Annotated in this window: 14 protein-coding genes; 10 read left to right on the plus strand and 4 right to left on the minus strand. The window is 66.7% G+C overall.

All coding sequences use genetic code 11. The features are described 5' to 3' along the window. The first annotated feature begins 26 nt into the window (after positions 1-26). Positions 27-1,190, plus strand: coding sequence for an ABC transporter substrate-binding protein (locus ASE28_RS10170; protein ID WP_057266483.1), 1,164 nt, complete (start codon positions 27-29; stop codon positions 1,188-1,190). A 19-nt stretch (positions 1,191-1,209) separates the two neighbouring features. On the opposite strand, the gene ASE28_RS10175 is transcribed toward ASE28_RS10170, so the two are convergent. Both ASE28_RS10175 and ASE28_RS10180 read right to left on the minus strand, forming a co-directional pair. Next, positions 1,210-2,022: a general secretion pathway protein GspB gene (locus ASE28_RS10175; protein WP_057266484.1), complete on the minus strand. Its 813-nt coding sequence runs from the start codon at positions 2,020-2,022 to the stop codon at positions 1,210-1,212. A 5-nt stretch (positions 2,023-2,027) separates the two neighbouring features. Next, complete coding sequence (locus ASE28_RS10180; RefSeq protein ID WP_057266485.1) at positions 2,028-3,785, minus strand: ExeA family protein; 1,758 nt, start codon at positions 3,783-3,785, stop codon at positions 2,028-2,030. A 235-nt stretch (positions 3,786-4,020) separates the two neighbouring features. On the opposite strand from ASE28_RS10180, the gene ASE28_RS10185 reads away from it, so the two are divergent. The 9 genes from ASE28_RS10185 to ASE28_RS10225 all read left to right on the plus strand — a co-directional run bounded on the left by ASE28_RS10185 (position 4,021) and on the right by ASE28_RS10225 (position 15,309). Beyond that, the gene (locus ASE28_RS10185) at positions 4,021-5,967 is read left to right on the plus strand and encodes a long-chain fatty acid--CoA ligase (protein WP_057266486.1); all 1,947 of its coding nucleotides are present in this window, start codon (positions 4,021-4,023) and stop codon (positions 5,965-5,967) included. A 121-nt stretch (positions 5,968-6,088) separates the two neighbouring features. Next, a complete protein-coding gene (locus tag ASE28_RS10190) occupies positions 6,089-6,874 on the plus strand; it encodes an ABC transporter ATP-binding protein (RefSeq protein WP_057199890.1) in 786 nt (261 codons plus the stop codon). Between the two features lie 20 nt (positions 6,875-6,894). Continuing rightward, a complete protein-coding gene (locus ASE28_RS10195) occupies positions 6,895-7,824 on the plus strand; it encodes a branched-chain amino acid ABC transporter permease (protein ID WP_057266487.1) in 930 nt (309 codons plus the stop codon). 29 nt (positions 7,825-7,853) lie between these two features. Then, entirely contained in the window at positions 7,854-8,930 is a 1,077-nt protein-coding gene (locus tag ASE28_RS10200; RefSeq protein ID WP_057266488.1) for a branched-chain amino acid ABC transporter permease, read from the plus strand. Between the two features lie 145 nt (positions 8,931-9,075). Continuing rightward, positions 9,076-10,404 (plus strand): ABC transporter substrate-binding protein, encoded by a 1,329-nt coding sequence (locus ASE28_RS10205; protein WP_057266489.1) that lies wholly within the window; start codon positions 9,076-9,078, stop codon positions 10,402-10,404. A gap of 137 nt (positions 10,405-10,541) precedes the next feature. Then, on the plus strand, positions 10,542-11,354 hold the full coding sequence (locus tag ASE28_RS10210; RefSeq protein WP_057199886.1) for an ABC transporter ATP-binding protein: 813 nt from the start codon (positions 10,542-10,544) through the stop codon (positions 11,352-11,354). Between the two features lie 37 nt (positions 11,355-11,391). Beyond that, a complete protein-coding gene (locus tag ASE28_RS10215; protein ID WP_057199885.1) occupies positions 11,392-12,642 on the plus strand; it encodes a phenylacetate--CoA ligase family protein in 1,251 nt (416 codons plus the stop codon). Between the two features lie 349 nt (positions 12,643-12,991). Next, positions 12,992-13,978, plus strand: coding sequence for a tripartite tricarboxylate transporter substrate-binding protein (locus ASE28_RS10220; protein ID WP_057199884.1), 987 nt, complete (start codon positions 12,992-12,994; stop codon positions 13,976-13,978). Positions 13,979-14,205: 227 nt separating this feature from the next. Beyond that, entirely contained in the window at positions 14,206-15,309 is a 1,104-nt protein-coding gene (locus ASE28_RS10225) for a tripartite tricarboxylate transporter substrate binding protein (RefSeq protein WP_057266490.1), read from the plus strand. Positions 15,310-15,437: 128 nt separating this feature from the next. Here ASE28_RS10225 and ASE28_RS10230 read toward each other — a convergent pair whose 3' ends face one another. Beyond that, positions 15,438-15,764, minus strand: a complete 327-nt coding sequence (locus ASE28_RS10230) for a DUF1840 domain-containing protein (protein WP_057266491.1) — start codon at positions 15,762-15,764, stop codon at positions 15,438-15,440. 64 nt (positions 15,765-15,828) lie between these two features. Further along, positions 15,829-17,097: a cyclopropane-fatty-acyl-phospholipid synthase family protein gene (locus ASE28_RS10235; RefSeq protein WP_057266584.1), complete on the minus strand. Its 1,269-nt coding sequence runs from the start codon at positions 17,095-17,097 to the stop codon at positions 15,829-15,831. Positions 17,098-17,122 lie beyond the last annotated feature (25 nt).

Raw genomic sequence — 17,122 nt, forward strand, 5'->3', positions numbered from 1 at the left:
CACGACCCCAAGGAGACACCACCACCATGACCACAGGCAGCACCCACACCCCGAGCCCGCACTTGCAGCGGCGCACTTTGCTGGCCAGCGCCATCGCCCTGCCACTGGCGCACTGGGGCAAGGCCACGGCACAGGAGGGGGCGATCCGGATCGGCCAATCCACCGCCCTCACCGGACCGCTCGGAGACCTGGGCTCGGCCATGCACCAGGGCGCCAAGGCGGCCTTTGCGGGCATCAACGCCAAGGGCGGCGTGCACGGCCGCGCCATCGAGCTGACCACGCTGGACGACGCCTACGAGGTGCCCAAGGCCCTGGCCAATGTGGACAAGTTCCTGGCCGACCCGGGCAACTTCGCCCTCTTCAACTGCATGGGCACGCCCATGATCGAGGCCATGCTGCCCAAGGTGGTGGACAGCGGCGTGCCCTTCTTCGCCCCGTTCACCGGCGCCCAGCTCACGCGCACGAAGAACGCGCGCAGCGTGTTCAACATCCGCGCCAGCTATGCCGACGAGGCCGAGAAGCTGGTGCAGCACCTGTCCACCATCGGCATCCAGCGCATCGGCATGGTCTACCAGAACAACGCCTTCGGCAAAGAGGTGTTCACGGCGGCCCAGCAGTCCATGGGCCGGCTCAAGCTGCCCGCCGCCGTCACCGTGACGGTGGAGAACAATGCCTCGGACGCCGGCGCTGCGGCCGCAAAACTGGCAGGCTCGGACCTCGAAGCCATCGTCATCGGCCTGGCGGGCAAGCCCACGCTGGAGTTCGTGAAGGCCTTTCGCGCACTCAAGCGCGGAGTGACACTGTATGCGCTGTCGGTCATGGGCACGCCCGCCACGGTGAAAGCCCTCGGCGCCGACGCCACCGGCATGGCCATCTCGCAGGTGGTGCCCCTGCCCTCCAACGTGGTGATGCCCGTGGTGCGCGAATTCCAGGCGGCCTGGAAGGCCTCGGGTGCCACGGCCGAACCCTCGCACCTGGCGCTGGAGGGCTACCTCAACGCCCGGGTGTTCGCCGAGGCCCTGCAACGCGCCGGCCGCAACCCGACGCGTACGGCCTTCATCGACGCCACCTGGAACCTCAAGAAATGGGACCTGGGCGGCTTCGAGGTCAATGCCAGCACGCCGGACCGCAATGCCTCGCGCTTCGTCGAACTCACGCTGATCGGGCGGGACGGGCGCTTCTTGCGCTAAGTTCTGTCAACCCCATAGACTACTGCGGCGCCACGGCGTAGCGGTAGCCGCGGAACGACCAGACGGTGCGGCCCTGCTCGATGCGTTCGAGCTTGAGCCCCGGCGCGGCCTGGTCGCCCTCCTGCAGCACCTGGCCGTTGACGATGGCCATGCGGTGCGCCGGATTGCTGGAATAGGTGGCGCCCGTGACCTGCAGCGCGGGCAACTGCTCGCGCACCGAGGGCGGCAGGTCGTTCTGGGCGAATACCGGGCCGTTGGGCGGTGCGGCAGTGGGCGCACCCGCCACGGCGGGTGCCGGGGCCACGGGCGGCTGCGCGCGCGCGGCAGGCGCCGGCTCGCGCTGCACCTCGGCGTCGCGGGTGCGTGCAGGCGCAGCCACCACGGCAGGCTTCTCACGCACCGGCTCTGCCAGGCGCAGTGGAGCCACCGGCCGCGGCTCCACCCTGGCGGGCGTGATGGGCGGGCTGGCCACAGGCGCTGGCAGGGGCGCCAGGGGAGCGGCGGCAGGCGCTGTGGGCGCGGACACGGCGGGCGGTGCCGCTCCGGCAACCGGTGGTGCAACGGGCGCTGCGGGCACAGGGGCCTGCGGCGCCGAAGCAACCACTGCCCCACTGGCAGTATCACTGCGCTGCATGGCCCACCAGGTGCCCCCCGCGGCCAGGGCGGCCACGGCCACCACGGCCGACCCGATCACCAGCAGGTTGGCAGAACCGGCCCGGTCAGCCCCCGGGGAGGCGCTCGTCGCGGGCATGGCCTGCGTATGGATACCCGGCACGGCGCCCCGGCCCCGCTCGGCTTCTGCGCGCCGCAGCGCATCAAGGATGTAGGACATGGGGATCAGGCTCCGGTGCGCAGGCGCGGTTCTTTCACGCCGGTGGCGCGGTTGAGCAGTATGAGGGTCAGGGGGCCCGCACGGCCGTCGGGCGTCACGCCCTGGGCCATCTGGAATCGGTGGATGCGCGACTGGCGAAGCGCCGGCGTCATGGGCCGGCTGCTGGGGCCCAGGCCCCCGGCCGCCTTGGAAGCCAGGCGCGCGTCGAGCCAGACTGCCCCCGCCGAACTTTCGGTGATTTCGCCCTTGTCGGGCATGCCGGGCGGGGCGCGCCACAGCGTGACCATGTCGCCGCGCCAGACCTGCGCCAGGTCGGCCAGCGGCACGTGCAGCGTGCGGCCACCGCTCTCCAGTGTGGCCAGCTCCGCATCCAGGCTGCGCAGCACGGCCGATACGGCATTGTCACCCTCCTCCGAGGGGAACAGCGTGAGCAACACGGGCCGGTCGATCTGGCGTATCAGGTTCAGCCCCGCACGGCGGTTGCGGTAGCAGCGCAGCCCGTCGCGCGCCAGCGTGGCGCAGGCGTCCGCGCCATCGGGCAGCGTCGCGCCCCAGGCCGACGCCAGGGCCTGCCAGGCCGACACATCGTTGGACGGCTGCGCCAGCAGGAACTGCTGCAGCCCGGACAGGGGGGCGGGAGCCGCTGCGACCGATGCCGCAGAGGCCGCTGGCGTCGGCACGGCAGCAGATGGCAAAGCGGGGGCAGAGGCCGCTGCTGCGGGCGGCGTCGACGCGGTGCTGGACGCACTGCGCTGCGGTGCCGCCGCGGGCGTGGCCACTCGCCCCGCCGCACCTGGTGGGCCCTGCAAGGGACGCACGCCCAGGGCCCAGCCGGCGGCAGCCACGATGGCAGCCCCGGCCACCACGCCCACCCCGGCCAACGCCCAGCGGGGCAGCCCCCCCTTGGCGTTGGTGGCTGCGGCGGCCCCCGAGGCAGCCACCGGTGCACCGAAGACCTCGCGCGCGGCCCGCTCGACGATGGCCGTGCTGACTTCACGCGTGCCGGCCGCATAGGCCCCCAGCAGCGCCCGGTCGCACAGCAGGTTGATGCGCCGCGGTATGCCGCGCGACAGCGCGTGCACGCGCCTGAGGGCGCGCCGGCTGAACGGCACCGGTCCGTGCAGACCGGCCACGGCCAGGCGGTGCGCGATGTACTGCTGTGTCTCCTGCGGGCTCAGGGCGTCGAGGTGGAAGCGCGCAATCACGCGCTGGGCCAGTTGCTCCAGCGACGGGCGCGCCACCATGTTGCGCAGCTCCGGCTGGCCGATGAGGATGATCTGCAGCAGCTTGCGCTCGCTGGTCTCCAGATTGGTCAGGAGGCGCAGTTGCTCCAGCACGTCGGCCTCCAGGTTCTGCGCCTCGTCGATGATGAGCACGTTGTTGCGCCCGGCGGCGTGCGCGGCCAGCAGGGAGGCGTTGAGCGGGTCGATGCAGTCCTTTACCGTCTCGTGGCCCGGCACCGCCGCCTTGTGCGGCACGCCGAACTCGTCGCAGATCGAGCGCAGCAACTCACCCACCGTGAGCTTGGGGTTGAAGATGTAGGCCACATTGCAGTGCTCGGGGATCTGCTCCAGGAAGCAGCGGCACACCGTGGTCTTGCCCGCGCCCACTTCGCCCGTGAGCAATACGAAGCCGCCCCCGGCATCCAGCCCGTACAGCAGGTGGGCCAGGGCCTCCCGGTGCCGCTCGCTCATGAAAAGATAGCGCGGGTCGGGGGCGATGGAGAACGGAGGGTGCTGGAGACCGAAGAACGGGGCGTACATGCCCGTGAGGATACCGCCCCATCGTGAGGTGCCCGGAGATACCCCGCCTGCTGCCGCCGCCAAACCACGGCACCAAGGGGGCAGGGTTTCACCCAAGGGGTAGTTTCCCGTAAATTGTCGTCGGCAAGACAAGACGGCGTCAAAGTCGGCCCTAGCATCCCTTCCATCACGCAGCCACAAGGCCGCGCTCCCGGCTGTCACCGGGCGGACACCCCCTCATTTTTTAGGAACCGGAATGAAGACCACGTTTCCGCAATTGCTGCTCAAGCATGCCGCCGAGCGCCCCACGGCTGCGGCCCTGCGCGAAAAAGAATATGGCATCTGGCAGGCCCACAGCTGGGCCGACCTGGCGACGCTGGTGGAGCATGTGGCGGCCGGCCTGCACCAGGCGGGTCTGAAGCGCCATGAGCACATGGTGGTGATCGGTGCCAACCGCCCGCGCCTGTACGCCACCATGCTGGCCGCTCAGTCGCTGGGCGCCATTCCGGTGCCGCTGTACCAGGACGCCGTGGGCGCCGAATGCATCTTCCCGCTGAACAACGCCGAGGTGCGCTTTTGCCTGGTGGAAGACCAGGAGCAGGTCGACAAGCTGCTCGAAATCCGTGAGCAGTGCCCGCAGATCGCCCGCATCTTCTTTGACGACCCGCGGGGCCTGCGCAACTACCAGGAAGAAGGCCTGTCGTCGCTGGATGCGCTGATCGAATCCGGCAAGGCCTTTGCCACCCAGCACCCGAAGTGGTTCCGTGACGAGGTCGCCAAGGTACAGCCCGAGGACGTGGCCGCGATGTTCTTCACCTCGGGCACCACGGGCAACCCCAAGGGCGTGGTGCACACCCACAGCACCCTGCTCGACCGCGCCTCGGCCGGTGCCGAGTTCGACAAGCTCACCGGCAGCGAAGAGGTGCTGGCCTACCTGCCCCCGGCCTGGATCGGCCAGAACATCTTCAGCTACGCGCAGTGGCTGGCCTGCGGCTACGTGGTCAACTGCCCCGAGTCGGCCAGCACCGTCACCATCGATTTGAAGGAAGTGGGCCCCACCTACTACTTCGCGCCGCCGCGCATCTTCGAAGGTCTGCTCACCAGCGTGATGATCCGCATGGAAGACGCCGGCACCTTGAAGCGCAAGATGTTCCAGGCCTGCATGGCTGTGGCCCAGCGCGTGGGCCCGGCCCTCATGGACGGCGCGCCCGTGGGCGGCCTCGACCGCATCAAGTACGCCCTGGGCAACCTGCTGGTCTATGGCCCGCTGCGCAACAACCTGGGTTTCTCGCGCGTGCGGGTGGCCTACACGGCGGGCGAGGCCATCGGGCCCGACCTGTTCACCTTCTACCGCTCCATCGGCATTAACTTGAAGCAGCTCTACGGCTCCACCGAGACCGCAGTGTTCGTCTGCCTGCAGCCCGACAACCAGGCCCGCGCCGATACCGTGGGCGTGCCCATCCGCGGCGTGGAGATCAAGGTGGCCGAGAACGGCGAAATCCTCGTCAAGTCCGCCGGCCTGCTCAAGGAGTACTACAAGAACCCCACGGCCACGGCCGAGGTGCTCACGGCCGATGGCTGGTACCACACCAGCGACGCGGGCTTCCTCGACGCGCATGGCCACCTGAAGATCATTGACCGCGTGAAGGACGTGGGCCGCATCAAGGGCGGCGCCAACGACGGCGCCATGTTCGCGCCCAAGTATGTGGAGAACAAGCTCAAGTTCTTCCCGCACATCAAGGAAGTCGTGGCCCTGGGCGACGGCCGCGAGAAGGTGTGCGTGATGGTCAACATCGACTTCGACGCCGTGGGCAACTGGGCCGAGCGCCGCAACATCCCCTACGCCGGCTACACCGATCTGGCGCAAAAGCCCGAGGTGTACGAACTGATCCGCGAGTGCGTGGAGAAGGTCAACGCCGACCTGGCAACCGACGCCCTGCTGGCGGGCAGCCAGGTCAGCCGTTTTCTGGTGCTGCACAAGGAGCTCGATGCCGACGACGGCGAGCTCACACGCACCAACAAGGTCCGCCGCGGCTTCATCGCCGACAAATACGGCGTGCTGGTCGAGGCGCTGTACGCCGGGCGCACCGAGCAGTTCATCGAAACCCAGGTCAAGTTCGAGGACGGCCGCACGGGAAGCGTGAGCGCCACGCTCAAGCTGTCGGACACCAAAACGTATCCCAGCGTGCGGAGAGCCGCATGATGGGATCGTTTCAGAGAAGGCTCACTTGCGAAGCAAGTTATGCCGTAACTAAGACCTTCGCATCCGTCAAGGCCGCCGCATGAAACCCGCTCTCTACCCGCCCGAGCAGCAACACCCCACCATGAACCAAAAGAAGATCGGCGACGTCATCCTCGACGTCAAGAACATCAGCCTGCGGTTTGGCGGCGTGAAGGCGCTCACCGACATCTCGTTCAACGTCCGGGAGCACGAGATTCGCGCCATCATCGGGCCCAACGGCGCAGGCAAGAGCTCCATGCTCAACTGCATCAACGGCGTGTACACGCCGCAGGATGGCTCCATCACCTTCCGCGGCAAGACGTTTTCGCACATGAACTCGCGCCAGGTGGCCGAGATGGGCGTGGCCCGCACCTTCCAGAACCTGGCGTTGTTCAAGGGCATGAGCGTGATCGACAACATCATGACCGGGCGCAACCTGAAGATCAAAAGCAACCTGCTCTTGCAGGCGCTGCGCATCGGCCCGGCCGAGCGCGAGGAGATCCGCCACCGCGAGTTCGTCGAGCACATCATCGACTTCCTGGAAATCCAGGCCTACCGCAAGACCCCCGTGGGCCAGTTGCCCTATGGCCTGCAAAAGCGCGTGGACCTGGGCCGCGCCCTGGCCATGGAACCGCAGGTGCTGCTGCTCGACGAGCCCATGGCGGGCATGAACGTCGAGGAAAAGCAGGACATGTGCCGCTTCATCCTCGACGTGAACGACGAGTTCGGCACCACCATCGTGCTCATCGAACACGACATGGGCGTGGTGATGGACATCTCCGACCGCGTGGTGGTGCTCGACTACGGCAAGAAGATCGGCGACGGCACCCCCGACGAAGTGCGCAACAACGAAGACGTGATCAGTGCCTACCTGGGCACGTCGCACTGAACGCGCAGGAGAACAAAACCATGGCATTCTTTCTTGAAACACTCATCGGCGGCCTCATGGCGGGCATGCTGTATTCGCTGGTGGCGCTGGGCTTCGTGCTGATCTACAAAGCATCGGGCGTCTTCAACTTCGCGCAGGGCGCGATGGTGCTGTTCGCCGCCCTGGCCATGGCACGCTTTGCCGAGTGGATCCCCAAGTGGACGGGCATCACCAGCCCCGTGGTCGCCACCGTGTCGGCCTTCATCATCGCGGGCGCCATCATGTTCGTGGTGGCCTGGCTGATCGAGAAGCTGGTGCTGCGCCACCTCGTGAACCAGGAGGGCGCCACGCTGCTCATGGCCACGCTGGGCATCACCTACTTCCTGGAAGGCCTGGGCCAGACGATGTTCGGCAGCGACATCTACAAGATCGACATCGGCATGCCCAAGGAACCGATCTTCGCGCTCGAATCCCTGTTCCAGGGTGGCATCCTGATCAACAAGGAAGACGTGATCGCCGCCGGCATTGCCGCCGCGCTGGTGGTGCTGCTCAGCGTCTTCTTCCAGAAGACCTCCACCGGCCGCGCCCTGCGTGCCGTGGCCGACGACCACCAGGCCGCCCAGTCCATCGGCATCCCGCTCAACCGCATCTGGGTGATCGTGTGGTGTGTGGCCGGCGTCGTGGCCCTGGTGGCCGGAATGATCTGGGGCTCCAAGCTCGGCGTGCAGTTCTCGCTGACCACCGTGGCCCTGCGCGCCCTGCCCGTGGTGATCCTGGGCGGCCTCACCTCGGTGCCCGGAGCCATCATCGGCGGGCTGATCATCGGCGTGGGCGAGAAGCTCTCCGAGGTCTACCTGGGCCCCTACGTGGGCGGGGGTATCGAGATCTGGTTTGCGTATGTGCTGGCGCTGGTGTTCCTTCTCTTCAGGCCGCAAGGCTTGTTTGGAGAGAAGATCATCGACCGCGTCTGAACCCACAAGAACAAGAAAAGGAGACTTCCATGTTCTACCGCGAAAACGGCCAGTTCAAGACCAGCTACCGCTCGGACCAGCAGATCTTCCCGATCGCGCAGGACCGCATCGCCATCGGCCTCATCCTGGCCGTGGCCTTCATCGCCGTGCCCATGCTGGCCAGCGATTACATCTTCCGCGCCATCCTGATCCCCTTCGTCATCATGGCGCTGGCGGCCCTGGGGGTGAACATCCTGGTGGGCTACTGCGGGCAGATCTCGCTGGGCTCGGGTGCCTTCATGGCCGTGGGGGCCTACGGTGCCTACAACTTCTTCGTGCGCATTCCGGGCATGCCGCTCATCCCGGCGCTGATCCTGGGCGGCCTGTGCGCCACCTTCTTCGGCATCCTGTTCGGGCTGCCCAGCCTGCGCGTCAAGGGCCTGTACCTGGCCGTGGCGACCCTGGCCGCGCAGTTCTTCAGCGACTGGATGTTCCTGCGCATCAAGTGGTTTACCAACAACTCCGATTCGGGCTCGGTGTCGGTGAACAGCCTGCAGGTCTTCGGCATGCCCATCGAGAGCGCCACCAGCAAGTACCTCTTTTGCCTGGCCGTGCTGGTGGTGGTCGCGCTACTGGCCAAGAACCTGGTGCGCGGCGCCATCGGCCGCGAGTGGATGGCCATCCGCGACATGGACGTGGCAGCCGCCGTGATCGGCATCCGCCCCATGTACGCCAAGCTCAGCGCGTTTGCCGTCAGCTCCTTCATCATCGGCATGGCCGGTGCGCTGTGGGCCTTCGTGCACCTGGGCGCCTGGGAGCCGGCGGCCTTCTCGGTCGAGATCTCGTTTCGCCTGCTGTTCATGGTGATCATCGGCGGCCTGGGCTCCATCATGGGTGGCTTCTTCGGTGCGGCCTTCATCGTCGTGCTGCCCATCGTGCTCAACCAGTTCCTGCCGGCACTGCTGGGCGCCTTCGGCATCCAGATATCCACGGCCGGCGTGTCGCACGCCGAGCTGATGATCTTCGGCGCGCTCATCGTCTGGTTCCTGATCGTCGAGCCCCACGGGCTGGCCAAGCTGTGGTCCACGGGCAAGCAGAAGCTCAGGCTGTGGCCCTTCCCGCACTGAGCAGGTTCGCTCATGCCCATGCAGCCCCAAGGAAAGTCCCTACTCGCAATTCCCGATGTGGCGGTCCCGCTGGCCGCGTCCACTCGGTAGCTCACCCCGACTGTTTTCCCCCGTGCTTCAACACATTCATTCAAAGGAGACATCCATGAAGCTTTCGAAACTCGTGATCGCCGCTGCGGTGGTTGCTGCAGGTGCTTCGTCCATTGCGACGAGCGCCTTCGCGCAAGCCAAGGAGCAGTTCTTCCCGCTGCTGTCCTACCGCACCGGCCCCTACGCACCCAACGGCGTGCCATGGGCCAACGGCAAGCAGGACTACATCAAGATGATCAACGCCCGTGACGGCGGCATCAACGGTGTGAAGCTGACCTTTGAAGAATGCGAAACTGGCTACGCCACCGACCGCGGCGTGGAATGCTATGAGCGCCTGAAAGGCAAGCCCGGCGTGGCGCTATTCGACCCGCAGGCCACGGGCATCACCTTCGCGCTGACCGAGAAGGCGCCCGTGGACAAGATCCCGCTGATGACGCTGGGCTACGGCCTGTCGGTTGCGCAGGACGGACAGGCCTTCAAGTGGAACTTCCCCTTCATGGGCAGCTACTGGACCGGCGCCGACATCCTGATCCAGCACATCGGCAAGTCCGCCGGCGGCCTGGACAAGCTCAAGGGCAAGAAGATCGCCCTGGTCTACCACGACAGCCCGTTCGGCAAGGAACCCATCCCGCTGCTGCAAGAACGCGCCAAGATGCATGGCTTCGAGCTGCAGATGCTGCCCGTGACCGCACCCGGTGTGGAGCAGAAGGCCACCTGGCTGCAGGTGCGCCAGAGCCGCCCCGACTACGTGCTGCTGTGGGGCTGGGGCGTGATGAACTCCACCGCCTTGAAGGAAGCGCAGGCCACGGGCTTCCCGCGCGACAAGCTCTATGGCGTGTGGTGGGCCGGTGCCGAGCCTGACGTGCGCGACGTGGGCGAAGGCGCCAAGGGCTACCACGCCCTGGCGCTGAACGGCTACGGCACGCAGAGCAAGGTCATCCAGGACATCCTCAAGCACGTGCACGACAAGAGCCAGGGCACGGGTCCCAAGGACGAAGTGGGCTCGGTGCTGTACACGCGCGGCGTGATCATCCAGATGCTGGCCGTGGAATCGGTGCGCCGCGCGCAGGAGCGCTTCGGCAAGGGCAAGGTCATGACCGGCGAGCAGGTGCGCTGGGGCATGGAAAACCTCGCACTGGACCAGAAGAAGCTTGATGCCATGGGCTTTGGCGGCGTGATGCGCCCCCTGTCCACGAGCTGCGCCGACCACATGGGCTCCACCTGGGCCCGCGTGCACACCTGGGACGGCAGCAAGTGGAACTTCTCCTCTGACTGGTACCAGGCCGATGAGCAGATTCTCAAGCCCATGGTCAAGGCCGGTGCCGACAAGTACCTGGCAGACAAGAAGATGAGCCGCCGCGAAGCCGCAGATTGCCAGTCTTGATGTGAATGGCGCGCAGGGCACGACGTCCTGCCGCCCTCGCCACGGTGCGGCTCCCCAAGGAGCCGCCAACCGACAGGCTTGCAGCGCACGCCACGCGTGCGCACCAGGCCTGCCGATTGGTCAACCGGTAACGACATATGGAACAAGCTACAAACATCGTTCTCAACGTCAATGGCATCGAAGTCATCTACAACCACGTGATCCTGGTCCTCAAGGGCGTCTCGCTGCAGGTGCGCGAGGGCAGCATCGTCGCCATCCTGGGGGGCAACGGCGCGGGCAAGACGACCACGCTGCGGGCCGTCTCCAACCTGCTGCAGGGCGAGCGCGGCGCGGTCACCAAGGGGAGCATCGAGCTGCGCGGCGAGCGCATCGAGAACCTCTCGCCGGCGGACCTTGTCAAGCGCGGGGTGGTGCAGGTGATGGAGGGCCGCCACTGCTTCGCCCACCTGACCATTGAAGAGAACCTGATGACGGGCTCCTACACCCGCACCAGCAAGGCCGAGATCGCGGCCAACCTGGAGAAGGTCTACAACTACTTCCCGCGCCTGAAGACGCGGCGCACCTCGCAGGCGGCCTACACCTCGGGTGGCGAGCAGCAGATGTGCGCCATCGGCCGTGCGCTGATGGCCAACCCCAGCATGGTGCTGCTCGACGAGCCTTCCATGGGCCTGGCGCCGCAGATCGTGGAAGAGGTGTTCAACATCGTCAAGGACCTGAACACCAAGGAAAAGGTCACCTTCCTGCTGGCCGAGCAGAACACCAACATGGCCCTGAAGTACGCCGACTACGGCTACATCATGGAAAGCGGCCGCGTGGTGATGGATGGCGCGGCCAGCGACCTGGCCAGCAACGAGGACGTCAAGGAGTTCTACCTGGGCGTGGGCGGCGGCGAGCGCAAGAGCTTCAAGGACGTCAAGAGCTACAAGCGCCGCAAGCGCTGGCTGGCCTGAAGCCTGTCTTTGCATTGTTCGCACCCGAAAGCATTCCATGACCGCTGCCCACTACGACGATCTTGAAACCCGCGACCCGAGGGCGCGCGAAGCGGCCCTGCTTGCCGCCCTGCCCGGCCAGGTGGCCCACGCCCAGACAGCATCGACCGCCTTTGCCGGCATCCTGGCAGGCGTTGACGCATCGGCGATCACCAGCCGCGCAGCCCTCGCGCAATTGCCCGTGACACGCAAGCACGAGCTGCTGGAGCGCCAGCAGGCTGGCCGCGCCACCAGTGTCTTCGGCGGCTTCAGCGCCCTCAACTTCGGTGCCGCCATGCCGCGTGTGTTCGCCAGCCCCGGCACCATCTACGAGCCCGAGGGCACGCGGCGCGACTACTGGCGCATGGCGCGCGCGATGTACGGCGCGGGTTTTCGCGCGGGCGAGCTGATCCACAACAGCTTCAGCTACCACTTCGTGCCCGCCGGCTCCATGATGGAGACGGGCGCCCATGCGCTGGGCTGCACCGTGTTTGCCGGCGGCACCGGCCAGACCGAGCAGCAGGTGCAGGCCATGGCCGAGCTGCGGCCGGCCGGCTACATCGGCACGCCCAGCTTCCTCAAGCTCATCGTCGAGAAGGCCGCAGAGATGGGTGTGGCCCTGCCCACCGTGACCAAGGCCCTGGTCTCGGGCGAGGCGTTTCCGCCCTCGCTGCGCGACTGGTTCACCGAGCGCGGCATTGCAGGATACCAGTGCTATGCCACGGCCGACCTCGGACTGATCGCCTACGAGACCAGCGCGCGCGAAGGCCTGGTGCTCGACGAAGGCGTGATCGTGGAAATTGTGCGCCCCGGCACCGGCGACCCCGTGCCCGAGGGTGAGGTGGGCGAGCTGGTGGTAACCACGCTGAACCCCGACTACCCGCTGGTGCGCTTTGGCACCGGCGACCTCTCGGCGGTACTGCCTGGCACCTGCCCCACGGGCCGCACCAACAGCCGCATCAAGGGCTGGATGGGGCGGGCCGACCAGACCACCAAAGTGCGCGGCATGTTTGTGCACCCCGGCCAGGTGGCCGCCATCGCAAGGCGCTTTCCGCAGGTGCTGCGTGCACGCCTGGTGGTCAGCGGCGAGATGGCCAACGACCAGATGCTGCTGCAGGTGGAAACCACCGAGACCGCCGAAGGCCTGGCCCGCCAACTGGGTGATGCCATCCGCGAAGTGACCAAGCTGCGTGGCGAGGTGCAGATGGTGCCGCCGGGCAGCCTGCCCAACGATGGCCGCGTGATCGAGGACGCGCGCAGCTATCGGTGAAACCCGTGGATTCGCGCGAATCCGTTGGACCCATGGGGGATTAATGGAGCAGACCCATATTCCCTATATATAGGCATATTCTGTGCATATGGAACCGGGCTGCTGACCCATTTTGCCAAGCACCTCCAAAATCCTTGGCAAAGGTCAAACCAAGGGAAAACTCTGCCCCGTTTGGGCGCCAGTGTTTACCCTTAATTTGCTACGCTATCAGTAGCAACAAACTCTTTAGCATCGGGCCATTGAAGCCTCTTTTGCTTAAAGTCACTACCCCCCGCATGGTACGTAATTCCCGCAATACTGGCGAAAGGGTCGCTGGATATCATGGCCCGTCTTTTACAGAGGAGCACTCATGAAAAAACTGATCCAACTCGCCCTTGTCGCCGCAGCGGCAGCCGCCGCATTCGGCGCCACCGCGCAGGAATATCCATCCAAGGACAAGACGGTCACCATCGTGGTGCCCTTCGCTGCCGGCGGCCCCACCGACCGCGTGGCGCGTGACCTGGCCGAAGCCCTGCGCAAGCCGCTGGGCGCCAACGTGGTGGTGGACAACACCGCCGGCGCCGGCAGCTCCATCGGCGCCGCCCGCGTCGCCCGCGCTGCACCGGACGGCTACACCCTGCTGCTCAACCACATCGGCATGTCCACCATGCCTGCGCTGTACCGCAAGCTGGCCTTCAGCGTGCCGAACGACTTCGAATACCTGGGCATGGTCAACGACGTGCCCATGACGCTGATTGCACGCCCCACCATGGCGGCGAACAACTACAAGGAGCTGTCGGCCTGGCTCGCACAGAACAAGGGCAAGATCAACCTGGGCAACGCCGGGCTGGGTTCTGCCTCGCACCTGTGCGGCCTGATGTTCCAGAGCGCCGTGCAGATCGACATGACGCCCGTTCCCTACAAGGGCACGGCGCCTGCCATCACCGACCTGATCGGCGGCCAGATCGACCTGCTGTGCGACCAGACCACCAACACCTCGGGCCAGATCGAATCGAAGAAGGTCAAGGCCTATGCCGTGACCACGCCCAAGCGCCTGACCACCCCTCTGCTCAAGGACCTGCCCACGCTGGCCGAGTCGGGCCTGAAGAACTTCGAAGTGACCATCTGGCACGGCCTGTACGGCCCCAAGGGCACGCCACCTGACGTCGTCAAGAAGATCAACGACGCACTCAAGGTGGCACTGAAGGACCCTGAATTCATCAAGAAGCAGGAAGGCCTGGGCGCCGTGGTCGTGACCGACAAGCGCGTGGAACCTGCCGAGCACAAGAAGTTCGTGGTGTCCGAAATCGACAAGTGGACTGCCGTCATCAAGGCGGCTGGCACCTACGCCGACTGATCGACAGCCTGGCCACGCAAGACCGCGTACACAACACTGCGACGAAGCCACCACGCCCCCGGGCCTGGTGGCTTTTTTGCGCCTTCGGGCGCCTGACAGGGTGTGGCGCCGGGTCCATCGGGTGTCGCATTGGAGCGTCGATCTGCGGGTAATCCATCTGCCCCCAATGCAGACGCGCGCGTAGAACAGGGGCATACCATTCGACACGACAGACAAGGACGCACCCCATGGCCCAGCAAGCCCCTCGCCCCCTGCCACGCAACACCGCCATAGCCACCAAGGTCCAGGCCCGCAACCGCCGCAAGGCCATCGCCATGGCCTTCACGCTGAGCGCGCTCGGCGCCCTGGCCGTCGCCACCGCCAGCGCCCTGCTGCTGCCCCGCGCTGCCCACGCCCAGGCCACCGCCAGCGGCTGGCCCAACAAGCCCGTGCGCATCGTCGTGCCCTTTGCGCCCGGCGGCACCACCGACATCCTGGCCCGTGCGCTGACCCCCGACCTGTCCCGCGCGTTCGGCCAGCAGTTCGTGGTGGACAACCGGGCCGGGGCCGGCGGCAACGTGGGCGCCGAGATCGTGGCCAAGGCCCCGGCCGACGGCTACACCCTGCTCATGGGCACCGTGGGCACGCACGGCATCAACCGCGCGCTGTACGCCAAGCTGCCCTACGACCCCATCAAGGACTTCGTGCCCATCACCCTGGTCGCCGCCGTGCCCAACGTGATGGTGATGAACGTCGACAAGGCCAAGTCCCTGGGCATCGCCAACGTGCAGGATTTCATCCGCGTCGCCAAGGCCAGCCCGGGCAAGTTCAACATGGCATCGAGCGGCAACGGCACCTCCATCCACCTCGCGGGCGAGCTGTTCAAGAGCATGACTGGCACCTTTATGCTGCACCTGCCCTACCGCGGCTCTGGCCCCGCGCTGATGGACCTGGTGGGCGGCAATGCCGACGTGATGTTCGACAACCTGCCGTCGTCCATGGCACAGATCAAGGGCGGCAAGCTCACCGCTCTGGCCGTGACCAGCAGCCAGCGCTCCAGCGCCCTGCCCGACGTGCCCACGGTGGAGCAGGCCGGCGGCCCCACGCTCAAGGGCTTCGAGGCCAGTTCCTGGTTCGGACTGCTCGCCCCTGCCGGCACCCCGCCCGAGATCGTGAACCGCATCCAGCAGGAAGTCGCCAAGTCTCTGGCCTCGCCTGCGATGAAGGAACGGCTGGTGGCGCAGGGCGCAATCCCCGGAGGCAACACACCCGCCGAATTCGCCAAACACATCGACGCCGAACACAAGAAGTGGGCGCAGGTGGTGAAGGCGTCGGGGGCGAAGGTGGACTGAACCTGACCACCGCAGCCATCAAGGGGCGGCTACCAGCAGGCCTGGCGGCATAACGGCCTGCGAAAGGCACAAGGCCCGCGCAAGCGGGCCTTCTTCTTGTGGTCGTGGCATCCTGCTGCCCAGACGGGTCACACCCCCCAGACCACGTCCGCCTTCTCCGCCGCGCTCTTGCGCAGCATCTCGATGAACGGCGCTGCGCGCTGGCGCAGCTTCACCGTATCGGCGCGGGCGCCTTGCTCGTCCTCATCCTCCGCGTCCTGGCCTTCTGGGGCCGGCGGCTGGGCTTCGCTGGAGGCCACCGCAGCCTCCAGTGCCGAGATCGCACCGGGGATCTGCGCGGCGGTCACGATGCCGCTGCTGCCAGGGGCCTTGCCGATGATTTCCAGGATCTGGCGGCCCTGGGGTTCGAGCATGATCAGGTCGGCGGCGGCTTTGGACTTGAATTTGTAGAGCATGGTGTGCTGTGGTCTCTCGGGTTGGCTGTGGTTGTCGCAGTTGCCTGGTTGTCTGTGATGTCGTCTAGTTCTTGTAGATGTACTCCCGCGTGAACGGGTAGTCAGATTGTGCGCCGGGCATGGTGCCCGTTGCCGTATCCCCGTCGGGCCGTATGGCCAGCATCTGGTGCAGGGCCATCCAGCCGCGCTCGAACCCGAGGGCGCTCCCGGCAAGGTACAGGCGGTACGCACGCAATACTTTATCGCCCCGCCCGGCCCCGCCCTGTGCGGCCAGCACCTCGCGCGCCGCAGGCAGTTGCGCCTCCAGCCTGTCGGACCACGCCCACAGGGTGCGCGCGTAGTGCGGGCGCAGGTTCTCGGTGTCCACCATTTCCAGGCCAGCGCGGGCCATGTTCGCCAGCACCACGCTCACGTGCAGCAACTCGCCACCGGGAAAGATGTACGCCTCGATGAAGTCGCCCATGCCGGCGCCCAATTGGGTGCTGTCCACCGCGCCAGCGGTGATGCCGTGGTTGAGCAGCAGGCCGCCTGAGCGCAGCAGGCGGTGCACGGTGTCGAAGTAGCGGCCCATCTGCGCGCGGCCCACGTGCTCGAACATGCCGACGGATGCAATCTTGTCGAAGGGTTCACGGGGCTGCAGCTCGCGGTAGTCGCGCAGCTCCATGCGCACTCGGCCCTGCAGGCCGCGCTCTTCGATCAGGCGCTGCACGTGCGCGTGCTGGTGGCGCGAGAGGGTGATGCCCGTGGCGTCCACTCCATAGTGCTCGGCCGCCCACAGCAGCAGGCCGCCCCAGCCGGCGCCGATGTCCAGGAAGCGCTCGCCGGGTGCCAGGCGCAGCTTGCGGCAGATGTGGTCGAGCTTGGCCTCTTGCGCCTGGCCCAGTTCCATGGCGGCGCCCTGGTAGTAGGCGCAGGAGTACACGCGCCGCTCGTCCAGCCACAGGGCATAGAAGTCGTCGGACAGGTCGTAGTGGAACTGGATATGCCGGGCGTCATGCCCCAGGGTGTGCGCGGCCATGGAACGGGCCCGCGCCAGCGCGCGGTGCCACCATCGGTGCTGCTGCCCGTGCGCGGGGTCGCGGGTGAGCAGGCCGGCCGCAGCGGCCATCAGGTCGCGCATGCCACCTTCGAGTGCCACGCGGCCCTCGACGATGGCGGCGCCCACGTTGCCGATCTCGCCCGTTGCCAGGGCGACGAGAGCCATGCGGTCGCGAAACCGCAAGGTGACGGCGGGCTTGCTGGCGCCCAGTTGCCGGCCCGCAGGCAGCTGGACCGCCATGGGCACGGGCAACGCAGCCAACCGCCCTTCCAGAGCGTGCAGCAGGTGCTTCATGCCAACCATTCTTGGCCCTGTGCTG

The organism is Acidovorax sp. Root219, from assembly GCF_001428665.1.
Classification (GTDB): domain Bacteria; phylum Pseudomonadota; class Gammaproteobacteria; order Burkholderiales; family Burkholderiaceae_C; genus Acidovorax.

Coding starts and splice junctions, on each gene's coding strand:
- ASE28_RS10175 (WP_057266484.1), bottom strand. CDS start 2,022: ATGTCCTACATCCTTGATGCGCTGCGGCGCGCAGAAGCCGAGCGGGGC.
- ASE28_RS10225 (WP_057266490.1), top strand. CDS start 14,206: ATGGCCCAGCAAGCCCCTCGCCCCCTGCCACGCAACACCGCCATAGCC.
- ASE28_RS10180 (WP_057266485.1), bottom strand. CDS start 3,785: ATGTACGCCCCGTTCTTCGGTCTCCAGCACCCTCCGTTCTCCATCGCC.
- ASE28_RS10205 (WP_057266489.1), top strand. CDS start 9,076: ATGAAGCTTTCGAAACTCGTGATCGCCGCTGCGGTGGTTGCTGCAGGT.
- ASE28_RS10210 (WP_057199886.1), top strand. CDS start 10,542: ATGGAACAAGCTACAAACATCGTTCTCAACGTCAATGGCATCGAAGTC.
- ASE28_RS10185 (WP_057266486.1), top strand. CDS start 4,021: ATGAAGACCACGTTTCCGCAATTGCTGCTCAAGCATGCCGCCGAGCGC.
- ASE28_RS10230 (WP_057266491.1), bottom strand. CDS start 15,764: ATGCTCTACAAATTCAAGTCCAAAGCCGCCGCCGACCTGATCATGCTC.
- ASE28_RS10215 (WP_057199885.1), top strand. CDS start 11,392: ATGACCGCTGCCCACTACGACGATCTTGAAACCCGCGACCCGAGGGCG.
- ASE28_RS10170 (WP_057266483.1), top strand. CDS start 27: ATGACCACAGGCAGCACCCACACCCCGAGCCCGCACTTGCAGCGGCGC.
- ASE28_RS10195 (WP_057266487.1), top strand. CDS start 6,895: ATGGCATTCTTTCTTGAAACACTCATCGGCGGCCTCATGGCGGGCATG.
- ASE28_RS10235 (WP_057266584.1), bottom strand. CDS start 17,097: ATGAAGCACCTGCTGCACGCTCTGGAAGGGCGGTTGGCTGCGTTGCCC.
- ASE28_RS10190 (WP_057199890.1), top strand. CDS start 6,089: ATGAACCAAAAGAAGATCGGCGACGTCATCCTCGACGTCAAGAACATC.
- ASE28_RS10220 (WP_057199884.1), top strand. CDS start 12,992: ATGAAAAAACTGATCCAACTCGCCCTTGTCGCCGCAGCGGCAGCCGCC.
- ASE28_RS10200 (WP_057266488.1), top strand. CDS start 7,854: ATGTTCTACCGCGAAAACGGCCAGTTCAAGACCAGCTACCGCTCGGAC.